Below are 11,694 nucleotides of genomic sequence, written 5' to 3' on the forward strand. Positions count from 1 at the left end.
CAGGCCCGTCGCCCCCGCCCGTGCGGCGAGGACCGCACGAATGAGGACACGACCCGCGAGGATGCCCGCATGACGCTTGAGACCGATCCCGCCCTCCGCCACCTGAGAGCGCTCCTCGGCGGCTTCCTCGACACCGCCATCGCCGCCGCCCACCCCGACACGTGCCTGCCTGCCCATCTGCCGCTGCCGAGCCCGGGCCGCCTGATCATCCTCGGCGCGGGCAAGGCCGGCGGCAGCATGGCCGCGGTGGCGAGCCGGTTCTACCGCGAGCGGCACGGCCTGTCGGACGCGCGCGTCGTCGGCCTCGCGGTCGCCCGCCACGGCTACGGGCAGGAGGCGCCCGGCATCCGCATGGTCGAGGCCGGGCATCCGGTGCCGGACCAAGCCGGCATCGAGGCGACGCGGGCGGCGCTCGCGCTCGCCGCCGAGGCCGGTCCCGAGGACGAGGTGCTGGTGCTGCTCTCGGGCGGCGGCTCGGCCAACTGGATCGCCCCGGCCGGAGACCTGACGCTACCTGAGAAGCAGGCGATCACCCGCGCGCTGCTGCGCTCCGGCGCGCCGATCGGCGAGATCAACACCGTGCGCAAGCACCTCTCGCGGATCAAGGGCGGGCGCCTCGCGGTCGCCGCGCGCAACGCCCGCTCGCTCCTGACGCTGGCGATTTCCGACGTGCCCTTCGACGATCCCGCGGTGATCGCCTCCGGCCCGACGGTGCCCGACCCCTCGACGCTGGCGGACGCCCGCGCGGTCTGCGCGCGGCGCGGCATCCCGCTGCCCGAGGCGGCGATCCGGCTGCTGAACGATCCCCGGAACGAGACGCCCAAGGCGGGCGACCCGGCCTTCGCGCGGGCCGCGTACCGCATCGTCGCCCGGCCGATCGACGCGCTGGAGGCCGCCTGCGCCGCGGCGCGGGCCGCGGGCTACGAGCCGGTGATGCTGGGCGCCGACCTGGAGGGCGAGGCCCGCGAGGTCGGCGCCGAGCACGCGCGGACGGCCCGGGAGATCAAGGCGTCCGGCCGGCGGGCCGCGCTGATCTCCGGCGGCGAACTCACCGTGACGATCCGCGGCGAGGGCCACGGCGGTCCCAACCAGGAATATGCACTGGCGCTCGCCATCGCCCTCGACGGCGAGGCCGGCATCGCCGGGATCGCGGCCGACACCGACGGCACCGACGGGGGACGCGGCGCGGCCACCGACCCGGCCGGCGGCCTCGTCGACCCGACGACGCTCGCGCGCGCCCGCGCGGCGGGCCTCGATCCGGCCGCGATGCTCGCCGACAACGACTCCACCCGCTTCTTCGCCACGATCGGCGACCTCGTGCAGCCCGGCCCCACCAAGACCAATGTCAACGATTGCCGCATCATCCTCGTCGGCTGATTCTTCTTGGGACGCTTTAATGCGGGCGCTCGTCGCCGGCGCGCTCCTCGGCGCCGCGCTCCTCGGCGCGTCGCCGGCCCGCGCGGACCTGCGCCTGTGCAATCTCACCGCCAGCAAGATCGGCGTCTCTCTGGGCTACCGCGACCCGCAAGGATGGGTGACGGAGGGCTGGTGGGACCTGACGCCGAAGGCCTGCGAGACCCTGCTGAAGGGCGCGCTGGCCGCCCGCTTCTACTACGTCTTCGCGGTCGACTACGCCCGCGGCGGCGAGTGGAGCGGGCGCTCGCTGATGTGCACCCGCGATTCCGAGTTCACGATCCGCGGCGTCGAGGATTGCCTCGCCCGCGGCTACGACCGCAACGGCTTCTTCGAGGTCGATACCGGCGAGCAGAAGAGCTGGACGATCCAGCTCTCCGACCCCAACCGGCCGGCGCCCGCGCAGCCCTGACCGAGGCGGCCCCGGCAGTGCGGCGCGCTCGATCGCCGGCCGCGATCGAGCGCGCCGGAGGGACCTCGCCTTGACGGGAAAGCATGCGGAGTGCTTCTGACCCTGTGCCCGTCGTCACGACTTCATGATGTTCCGCGAAGGGACGCGCGGCCGGCGACCCAAGCGCCCTCTGGAGGCCCGATGAAACGCTCCCGCCGCACGAAGATCGTCGCCACCCTGGGGCCGGCCTCCGACTCCCCCGAGATGATCGCGCGGCTCTTCCAGGCGGGCGTGGACGTGTTCCGGCTCAACATGAGCCACCTGCCCCGCGAGAAGCTGCCCGAGAAGGTCGAGGCGATCCGCGCCGTCGAGCGCGAGTTCAGGCACCCGATCGGCATCCTCGTCGACCTGCAGGGTCCCAAGCTCCGGCTCGGCACCTTCGCGGACGGCGCCGCGATGATCGAGAACGGCGCGGCCTTCACCCTCGACGGCGACCCGGCGCCGGGCGACGCGCACCGCTGCCACCTGCCCCACCCCGAGATCCTCTCGGCGCTGGAGCCGGGCCATGCGATTCTCATCGACGACGGCAAGCTGCGGCTCACCGTCACCGCGGTGACCGAGGCCCGCGCCGTCACCCGCGTCGAGGTCGGCGGCCGTATCTCGAACCGCAAGGGCGTGTCGCTGCCCCACACTGTGATCCCCGTGCCGGCGATGACCGACAAGGACCGCTCGGACCTGGAGGCCGGGCTCAACGCCGGCGCCGACTGGATCGCGGTGTCCTTCGTCCAGCGGCCGGAGGACGTGGCCGAGGTCAAGAAGGTCTGCGCAGGACGTGCCCTCGTGATGGCCAAGATCGAGAAGCCGCAGGCGCTCGCGCGCCTCGACGAGATCATGGAGATCTCCGACGGCCTGATGGTCGCCCGCGGCGATCTCGGCGTGGAGATGCCGCTGGAGCAGGTCCCGGGCGTGCAGAAGCGCATCACCCGCGGGTCGCGGCGGCTCGGCAAGCCCGTCGTCGTCGCGACGCAGATGCTCGAATCGATGATCACCGCCCCCGTGCCGACCCGCGCCGAGGTCTCGGACGTGGCGACTGCCGTCTACGAGGGGGCGGACGCCGTCATGCTCTCGGCCGAGAGCGCGTCCGGCGCCTTTCCGCTGGAGGCCATCGCGATGATGAGCCGGATCGCCGAGCAGGTGGAACGCGACGCGCTGTACTGGTCGATCATCCGGGCGCAGCACTCGACGCCCGACCACACCGCCGCCGACGCCGTCGCGGCGGCCGCCCACCAGATGGTCGACGCCCTCGACCTCGACGCGATCATGGCCTGGACGCATTCCGGCTCGACGGCGCTCCGGCTCTCGCGCGAGCGCCCGAACGCCACGGTGATCGCGCTGACGCCGAAGCGCGAGACCGCGCGGCGGCTCGCCATGGCCTGGGGCACCCACCCGATCGTCACCAACGACGCCAGCGACGTCGACGACATGGCGTTCCGCGCCGCGAAGTTCGCCGTGCGCGAGCGCTTCGCCGAGATCGGCGACCGCATCATCGTGGTGGCCGGCGTTCCCTTCGGCACGCCCGGCGCGACGAACCTCGTGCGCATCGCCTTCGTCACCCGCGAGCACGCGGCGAAGGCCTGAGCGAAGCGCCTACGGTGCGACCGTCCCCGCGGGCGCCGGCGCGAGCCGGTCGGCCGAGAGCTGGTCGGCCAAGCGCGACACTTCCGCGGCGAGCGCCTCGGTCGCCACCCACGGCACCATGTGGCCGACGCCCGGCAGCGTGACGAGCCGCGCCCCGGGGATCATCTGCGCGAGCGGCTCGGCCTGGAGCGCGCTGGTCACGGCCCGGTCGGCATCGCCCGCGACGATCACCGTGGGCACGCGCAGGCCCGGATAGCGCGGTGCCTGCGCGGCGAGCGCCGCCGGCAGGGCGATCAGGTCCTGAACGCTCGCGAGCAGGGTGTCGGGGCGCAGCACCAGGGTGGCACGGCTGCGGCCGACGTAGCCCTCGCTGGCCGTCTGCGGCACGAAGACGTTCCGCGCGGCCGCGTCGAGGTAGTACAGGCCGAGCGGCGGCCCGATCGTCCGACTGAGCAGCCACGCGATCGGCGGCTTGAGGGCGAGGCGCCAGTACCAGGGCGGCGTGCGGTCCTCGCGGAACGGCAGGGCGACGGGGGAGACCAGCATCAGGCCCGCGACGCGCTCGGGATGATCCAGCGCGAGGCTGAGGGCGAGCGAGCCAGCCCAGGAATGGCCGAGCACGATCGCCGGGCCGATGCCCATCCGCTCCAGCGCCTCGGCGATGGCGGCGCCCTGGACCGAGGGCTTGCCGGCCTCCGAACCGCTCAGCCGGTCGCTCCAGCCGAAGCCCGGCCGGTCGAAGGCGACGACGCGGAAGCCCTCGGCGGCGAGCCGGCGCCCGATGCTCTCCATCGGATCGGCGGCGTTGGACGAGGCGCCGTGCAGCAGCACGACCGTCGCCCGCGCACCGGTCTCCGGACCGGCCTGGAGCGTCGCGAGCCGCCCGCCCGGAACCGCCACGAAGGGACCGTCCGGCGGGTGCTGGGCCGCGACGCGCAGCGTGATGATCAGGCTCGCCAGCGCACCCGCGCCGAGGACCCCGCCGATCAGGGTCGCGAACAGGCCGAGGAGGGCGGCGAGCGCGAACACCGCCCGCCTCACAGCTCGCGGCCGTCGACCTCGGGGGCGAGACGCTCCAGGGCGTCCCGCAGTTTCGGCATGCGCGGATAGAGGGCGAGCGCCCGGCGATAGGCGCTCAGCGCCCGCGGCTTGTCGTCGAGCGACAGGTAGATCCGGCCGAGCGCCGCCCAGGCCTCGAAGTGGCGCGGCTCCAGCACGAGGGCGCGCTGGAGATCGGCCACGGCAGCGTGCTTGTCCGTCAGCAGCCAGAACACCGTCGCGCGCCGGTTCCAGCCCTCGGACCAGCCGGGCTCGATCGCGGTCACCCGGTCCATCAGCTCGGCGGCCAGCGGGAAGTCCTGCGCCGTCATCGCCTGTCGCGCGCGGTCGGTGAGGAGGTCGGCGGTGGCGCTTCCGGAGCGGTCGAGGCGCCGCTCGATCAGGGTGGCGACGCCCTTCGCCTCCGCGTCGTCGTCCGCATCCCGCAGGCGGTCGTACAGCTCGTTCAGGCTCGACGGCGGTTTCCGCTCCGCCGCCTTCGGCTCGGGCCCGCTCGTCTCGCGGCCGGGCGGCGCGGCCGATGCGGCGCCTGCGCCGAGGACGAGCGCGGCGAGGGCAATCAGGAGGCGGGTGCGCGGCATGTCCGGAGCTTGGGCCGTGCGCGCGAGGGCGTCAACGCGCCCGCATGCCGCGTCGGCTCGCGCGCGGCGCAGCCCACCCTGCCTCAGGCCCGCCGAGGCGGGCCTTCGACTCAGCCCTGGCGGGCCTTGAAGCGCTTCTGGGTCTTGTTGATGACGTAGACCCGGCCCTTGCGTCGCACGAGCTGGTTGTCGCGATGACGGCCGCGGAGGGACTTGAGGGAGTTGCGAATCTTCATCGGCCTTGCACGCGGCGCGGATGGGACCGGCCGTCCATCGAGGGTGTCGGGAGCACGTGCCCTTGAGCGGGCGCGGCGATGGCGGAAGCCGCATCGCGCAGAGACGGGCCTTATCAGGATTCGTTGCCGCGAGGCAAGGTGATCCGCCGATCCGCCTCCCCGGCCCATCGCGCTCACCTCTCGCGCCACGCCTTGGCGATCTGGTCGGTCAGCGGCTTCATCAGGTAGCTCATCACCGAGCGTTCACCGATCTGGAGGTAGGCTTCGACCGGCATGCCGGGGACGAGGCGGACCGTGCCGAGGCGGTCGCGCTGGCCCTCGGGCACGAGGATGCGGGCGGTGTAGTAGCTCGCGCCGGTCTTCGCATCGGTGCTGACGTCGGCCGACACGCGCGACACCGTCCCGTCGATCTCGGGCGTGGTGCGGGTGTTGAAGGCGGCAAACCGCAGGACGGCGTGCTGGTCGAGGCGCACGCTGTCGATGTCCTGCGGCTGGATACGCACCTCGACCGCGAGGTCGTCGGCCGACGGCACGATCAGCATCGCCGGCTCGGAGGGCGTGACGAGGCCGCCGATGGTGTGGACGGTCAACTGATGGACGGTGCCGTCCTGCGGCGCGCGCAGGTCGATCCGCTTGAGCTGGTCCTCGGCGGCCACCCGCTTCTCGATCGCCTCCGACCACTTGCCGCGGATCTCGGCCAGATCCTTGCCGACCTCCGTGCGCATGTCGCCGTCGATCTGCAGGATCTGCAACTCGGTCTCTGTGATCTTGCCCCGGGTCGAGGCGGTCTGCGCGATGAGCTGGCCGCGCTCGCCCTGCAGCCGCGCGGTCTCCCGCTCCAGCGCCGTGACGCGGGAGAGCTGCACGAGGTTCTTGGCGTAGAGCTCGCGCACGCCCGTCAACTCGGTGCTGATCAGCGCGACCTCGCGCTCCTTGGCCGCCGCCTGCTGGGTCAGGCCGCCGATCTCCTGGCGGAGCTGGTCGATCCGCTCGCCCAACTGCGCTTTCTGGCCGGCGCGGCCCGCGACGCGGGCCTTGAACAGGCGGGCCTCGCCGTCGACGAGGTGGGCCACGGACGGGTCGCCCTCCTTGCGGGCCAGCAGCTCGGGCGGAAACACCACCGCGGCGGCGTCGTCCCGCTCGGCCTCGTCGCGGGCGCGCCGCGCCGTCAGCTCGTCGAGCGCCTTGAGCACGATGTCGAGGCTGGCCCGGGTCTGGGTCTCGTCGAGGCGGATCAGCACGTCGCCGGCCCTCACCCGCGTGCCCTCGCGCACGAGCAACTGGCCGACGACGCCGCCCGTCGGGTGCTGGACCTTCTTGACGTCGGACTCGACCACGAGTTGTCCGGGCGCGATCACGGCACCGGCGATGTCGGTGAGCGAGGCCCAGCCGCCGACCCCGACCACGAGGGCGGTGCCGAGGCCGACGGCCAGCGCGAGGTGGCGGCGGATCGAGGATTGCGCCCGGTCGCGCGGCGGCAGGGGCGGCGTCGCGATCGGCGCGACCACGATCTCGGGAGCGGGCATGGTCATGCGCTTTCCTGGTAGGTGCGGGCGCCGCGGTCCGCATCCGGCAGGGATACCGTCCGCGGCGAGCCCGGCTCCGCGGCGATCGGAGGCGCCGGGCGCAGCACGCGCTTGAACACCTCGTCCTTCGGACCGAAGGCCTGGACGCGCCCGTCGGCCATCATCAGCACGAGGTCGACGGCGGCGAGCGCACTCGGCCGGTGGGCGACGACGATGCAGATCCCGCCCCGGGCGCGCACCCCGAGGATGGCCTGGGTCAGTGCGTTCTCGCCCTCGTTGTCGAGGTTGGCGTTGGGCTCGTCGAGCACCACGAGGAAGGGGTCGCGGTAGAGGGCGCGCGCCAACCCGACCCGCTGGCGCTGCCCGGCCGAGAGCCCCACCCCGCCCTCGCCGATCCGGGTGTCGTAGCCCTCGGCCAAGCGCAGGACCAGCTCGTGGACGCCGGCCGCCCGGGCGGCGGCGATGACGAGGCCCGCATCGGCGCCGGGCTCGAACCTGGCGATGTTCTCGGCGATCGTGCCGGCGAACAACTCGGACTCCTGCGGCAGGAAGCCCAGATGGAGGCCGAGTTCGCAGCTTCCCCACTGATCGAGGGCTGCGCCGTCGAGGCGGACCTTGCCGCGCGCGGCCGGCCAGACCCCGACGAGCGCACGGGCGAGCGATGATTTGCCGGACGCGGACGGGCCGATCACCCCGAGACCCTGGCCGGCCTTCAGGGAGAACGAGACGTCCTGCGTGACGAGGCGGTGCGTGCCGGGCGGCGCGACGCTGACGCCTTCGGCAACGAGGCTCCGGGACGGGGTCGGCAGGGTGTGGCGCGTCTCGCCCGAGGGGATGCGTCCGAGCAGCTCCGCGAGCCGGGTCCAGGATTGCCGGGCCTGGACGAAGCCCTTCCAGTTGGCGATGGCGAGTTCGGCCGGCGCCAGCGCCCGCGAGACCAGGATCGACGAGGCGATGATGATGCCCGCCGTCGCCTGGCCGTTGATCACGAGCCACGCGCCGAGCGCCAGCACCCCCGATTGCAGCGCCATGCGAAAGACCTTCGAGATCGCGCCGAGGCCGCCCGCCACGTCCGACGCGCGCTGCTGCGCGCCCATGTAGTCGCGGTTGGACGCGGCCCAGCGCGCCTGGAGCCGGTCCTGCATGCCCAGTGCCGCCAGCACCTCGGCGTTGCGCCGTCCGGCCTCGGCCAGCCCGTTGCGGCGCAGGGCGTGCCCGGTCGCGGCCTGGGCGGGCCTGCGGGTGGCGCGGTCGGTGAAGAACGTCACCGTGGCGAGGAAGGCCGCGCCGGCGAGCGCCGCCGCGCCGATCAGCGGATGGAACAGGAAGCAGATCCCGACATAGATCGGCAGCCACGGCAGGTCGAAGAAGGCCGACGGTCCGGTGCCGGCGAGGAACGCGCGCAACTGGTCGAGGTCGCGCAGGGGCAGCAGCCCGTCGCCGGGCACCGCCCCCTTGAGCGGCGCGCGCACGACGACGTCGAACACCCGCGCGCTGAGCGCCTCGTCGAGGGCCGCCCCAACTCGAGCGAGGATGCGCGAGCGGATCACCTCCAACACCCCCTGGAAGGCGTAGAGCACCAGCGCCAGCGCTATCAGCCCGATCAGCGTCGGCACCGACCGGCTCGGGATCACCCGGTCGTAGACCTCCAGCATGAAGAACGAGCCGGTGAGATAGAGCACGTTCACGAGCCCGCTTATCAGCGCAACGCCCACGAACGCCGTCCGGCACGACGCGAGCGCGGCGATCAGCTCATCCGAGTCCCGCCTCCGCATGACACTCCACTCCCGCAGGAGGCGCCCGGCCGATACCGGCCGACGCCGGTCCCCAGTGGCACCTGCGCGCTTCCGTGGCGACCTTGCCAGTCCGAATGCGTCGACGGCAAGACCACGCTCGGGGCCACGTGCATCCTTGCCGCTTGTTTCGGTGCCTCCGCACAGGGTCGCGCCCGCGCGCCTCGGTCGAGCCGCCCCGGTCCATCGAGCTGTGTCAATTCAGGTCGCCGTCGCGTATTCCGCTTGACCGGATCGACCTTGCCACGACGGTCCGGGCCGAAGCGTCCGTCGACAGGTCCGAGCGCTGGGTCAGTCTTGACGTCGGCCAACGGGGAGAACATCCGCAGTCATGGCCCAGGTTCACTTCGTGGAGGACTACGAGCGTTACGTCGCGCGCCTGATGAAGCGGCAGCCGCTCGGTCGGTCGGTCGCGATCCTGCGCAAGCCCTGACCCGCGCTTTACGAGGAAGGGCCGCCGGACGGGTGTCCGGCGGCCCTTCCTCTTTCCGGGTGCAGGCCGGAGATCCGGCCCGGCGGGCGGCTCAGGGCAGGCGTGCCGGCGGTCCCGTGGGATCGTCGGTCGTCGGAGCGGCCGTGGGCTGTGCCGGTACGCCGGTCGGCATGTCGATGGAGGCGACCGGCCCGGCGAGCTCGGGGTAGGCCTCGACCACGTGGGCGCCGTTCAGCGGCTTGTTGGCGCCGTTGTGGCAGGTGGCGCAGTTGATCTTCGGCACGTCGCCGAGCGCGCCGAGGCGGTTTGGCGGCAGCGTCGAGGTCAGCGGCAGCATGTAGTCCTCGTTGAGGTCGCGGACCATCCGGATGCCGTGCCACGCGCCCACGCGGTTGGGCGTGCTCGTGCTCCAATCCGCCACCGAGCGGGTGTTGTGGCAGAAGGTGCAGTTGACGCCGAGCGACTGCGACATGCTGATCATGATCGCGAAGGTCTTCTCCGCGTCCTGGATCGGCTTGCCCTTGGTCTCGGGCAGCGCCGTGGTGGCGTTGACCCGAATTGCGTCCTCCGGGGTGTTCTTGTGGGCGTAGAAGGCGGCGTAGACGCCGTAGGGCAGGGAACTCAGGCCGATCTGGGCGCTCGGCATGTTCTGCCCGTTGTTGCGCGCGATGAAGCCCGACTTGGCGTTGGGGCCGGGATTCTCGAACCAGATGTTCTTCGGCACCGGCTGGCCGCGGTGGCAGGTGTAGCAGGTGACGCCGGCCTCGTGGACGTGCTTCTCCTTCCAGGTGCTGTTGATGTGCTGCACCATCTGGAACATCCGCCGGGCAACCCGCTTCTGGTACAGGGTGTCGTCGGCCATGTTCTCGGTGTTGTGGCAGTAGGTGCAGCCCTGCTCGGGCGCCACCCACTCGGTGATCGAGACCATCAGGCGGTTGAAGTTGTCGGCCGAGAGGTCGCCCAGGACCTTGACGTTCTCGTAGACCGCCGAGGCCTTCTCGCCGCCGGGCTCCACCGGGTCGGCGGGCTCGGGGGCGACGTTGGCCGCGGCGAGCGCGGCGTTGCCGGCCTTGGTGCGGATCAGGTTCATGGCGGTTCCGCGAAAACCCGTCTGCTCGGTCACCATCGGCGGGCGTGTCCACCCGGCGGTGGCGAACATGGCGATGGTCAGGAACAGCGCACCGACGGCGCCGGCTATGGCGAGAACGATTTTCATGGGTTCACCCCGGGCGCCACGCTGGAGGGATCGAGGATCGGGCCGTAGACCTGCGGGTAGGACGGCGCGACGCCGTGCTTGACCGCCCAGAGGTACCAGTTGTCGACGACGGTGCCGGTGAGCAGGATGCCGATGCCGCCGGTCAGCGTCGTCAGCACCGCGAACCACCACGCCCAGCGGTGTACCGATTCCATGGTCGCATTGAAGCCCATGGTCCAGCGCCAGAACAGCGCAGCGCGTTCCGTCGCCGTGCCGCGGTCGACGATCTGGTCGATCTCGCGCTCGGCGCCGTAGCGGCTACAGGCGAGGATCGTTCCGCCGTGCATGGCAAACAGCAGCGTCGACCCGTAGAGGAAGACGATCGAGAGCATGTGGAACGGGTTGTAGAACAGGTTGCCGTAGCGCAGCGAGAACGCCGCGGTCCAGTCGAGGTGCGGGAAGATGCCGAACGGCACCGCCTCGCTCCACGAGCCCATCATGATCGGGCGGATGAAGCCGAGCACGAGGTAGAGCCAGATCGCCGAGGCGAAGGCCCACGGCACGTGCTTGCCGAGCCCGAGCGCCGCGGCGCGCCGGTAGAGCCTCAGCCACCACAGCAGGATCGAGGCGGTGAGGAAGAAGCCGGCGATCAGCCACCAGCCGCCCTCGTTCAGCGGCGGCAGGATCCTGAGGCCGTATTTCGGCAGGGGCGGCTCCAGCGCCAGCCAGGGGAGCTGGCGCGCGAACTGGACCGGGTCCCAGTTCACCGAGGCCCACATGTTGAGGCCGATGATCTCGAAGGCGATCAGGCCGCAGGCGAAGGACAGCGCGCCGAGATAGCCGATGTAGATCGGGCCGACCTGGGCGTTGCCGATCAGCCCCATCAGGTAGCTGTGGAACGGCGTGCCCCAGCGGGCGTCGACCGCGACCGGCACCCCGTGCTCCGGTTCGATCGGCCGGACCTGCACCTGGGTTATGATGTTCTGGTAATACGCCATCTGCCCGAGCCCTTTCCAAGAGCGTTCTTCAAGCGACGTGGAATGTTTGCAAGGACGATCCGGCGCTCAGCGCCAGACCGGAAGGTTGAGCCACCACCCCCACCATTGCGGCCACCCTTGCGTCCAGAACGGGCCGCTGATGACGATGCAGACCGCGCTCCAGAAGCCGGCCGACAGCGCCAGGAACAGACCCAGACGATGGATGCCGAGCGTGCCGATCGAGTAGCCGATCGAGTCGCGGAAGAAGGTGTCCTCGTGCTCGGGCGTCTTCACCGGCTCGCCCTTGGCCGGATTGGTGGCCGAGAGGATCAGCGAGCCGTGCATGGCGAGCGCCAGCGTCGTCGTGAAGAAGAACGTCACGGCGAGCATGTGCGCGGGATTGTAGTGGAAGTGCAGGTACTGGTAGCCGGTGTTCGACACCCAATCGAGGT

10 protein-coding genes and 1 pseudogene are annotated in these 11,694 nt (G+C 71.8%); 3 read left to right on the plus strand and 8 right to left on the minus strand.

All coding sequences use genetic code 11. The annotated features are described in order from the left end of the window. Nucleotides 1–69: 69 nt before the first annotated feature. From ACFE8Y_RS01660 to pyk, 3 genes are all read left to right on the plus strand, one after another. Nucleotides 70–1,377: a glycerate kinase gene (locus ACFE8Y_RS01660; protein ID WP_375462639.1), complete on the plus strand. Its 1,308-nt coding sequence runs from the start codon at nt 70–72 to the stop codon at nt 1,375–1,377. Nucleotides 1,378–1,396: 19 nt separating this feature from the next. Beyond that, nucleotides 1,397–1,825 carry a DUF1036 domain-containing protein gene (locus tag ACFE8Y_RS01665; protein ID WP_375462640.1) on the plus strand — a complete coding sequence of 143 codons (429 nt, stop codon included), beginning with the start codon at nt 1,397–1,399 and terminating at the stop codon, nt 1,823–1,825. Nucleotides 1,826–2,005: 180 nt separating this feature from the next. Continuing rightward, the gene (pyk, locus tag ACFE8Y_RS01670; protein ID WP_375462641.1) at nt 2,006–3,442 is read left to right on the plus strand and encodes a pyruvate kinase; all 1,437 of its coding nucleotides are present in this window, start codon (nt 2,006–2,008) and stop codon (nt 3,440–3,442) included. A 9-nt stretch (nt 3,443–3,451) separates the two neighbouring features. Here the strand turns inward: pyk and ACFE8Y_RS01675 are convergent, their stop codons facing one another. From ACFE8Y_RS01675 to ACFE8Y_RS01710, 8 genes and pseudogenes are all read right to left on the minus strand, one after another. Continuing rightward, complete coding sequence (locus tag ACFE8Y_RS01675) at nt 3,452–4,471, minus strand: alpha/beta fold hydrolase (RefSeq protein ID WP_375462642.1); 1,020 nt, start codon at nt 4,469–4,471, stop codon at nt 3,452–3,454. An 8-nt stretch (nt 4,472–4,479) separates the two neighbouring features. Then, nucleotides 4,480–5,082: a tetratricopeptide repeat protein gene (locus tag ACFE8Y_RS01680; protein ID WP_375462643.1), complete on the minus strand. Its 603-nt coding sequence runs from the start codon at nt 5,080–5,082 to the stop codon at nt 4,480–4,482. Nucleotides 5,083–5,192: 110 nt separating this feature from the next. Then, the gene (ykgO, locus tag ACFE8Y_RS01685) at nt 5,193–5,318 is read right to left on the minus strand and encodes a type B 50S ribosomal protein L36 (protein WP_003601867.1); all 126 of its coding nucleotides are present in this window, start codon (nt 5,316–5,318) and stop codon (nt 5,193–5,195) included. A gap of 173 nt (nt 5,319–5,491) precedes the next feature. Next, nucleotides 5,492–6,844: an HlyD family type I secretion periplasmic adaptor subunit gene (locus ACFE8Y_RS01690; RefSeq protein ID WP_375462655.1), complete on the minus strand. Its 1,353-nt coding sequence runs from the start codon at nt 6,842–6,844 to the stop codon at nt 5,492–5,494. Between the two features lie 2 nt (nt 6,845–6,846). Continuing rightward, nucleotides 6,847–8,619 (minus strand): type I secretion system permease/ATPase, encoded by a 1,773-nt coding sequence (locus ACFE8Y_RS01695; protein ID WP_375462644.1) that lies wholly within the window; start codon nt 8,617–8,619, stop codon nt 6,847–6,849. A 542-nt stretch (nt 8,620–9,161) separates the two neighbouring features. Then, the gene (gene pufC / locus ACFE8Y_RS01700; protein ID WP_375462645.1) at nt 9,162–10,286 is read right to left on the minus strand and encodes a photosynthetic reaction center cytochrome PufC; all 1,125 of its coding nucleotides are present in this window, start codon (nt 10,284–10,286) and stop codon (nt 9,162–9,164) included. Beyond that, nucleotides 10,283–11,263 (minus strand): photosynthetic reaction center subunit M, encoded by a 981-nt coding sequence (gene pufM / locus ACFE8Y_RS01705; RefSeq protein ID WP_375462646.1) that lies wholly within the window; start codon nt 11,261–11,263, stop codon nt 10,283–10,285. The genes pufC and pufM overlap by 4 nt, the downstream gene beginning before the upstream one ends. A 66-nt stretch (nt 11,264–11,329) precedes the next feature. Next, a pseudogene (locus ACFE8Y_RS01710) lies at nt 11,330–11,694 on the minus strand (photosynthetic reaction center subunit L); the annotation flags it as partial.

This window comes from uncultured Methylobacterium sp., assembly GCF_964242245.1.
GTDB lineage: Bacteria > Pseudomonadota > Alphaproteobacteria > Rhizobiales > Beijerinckiaceae > Methylobacterium.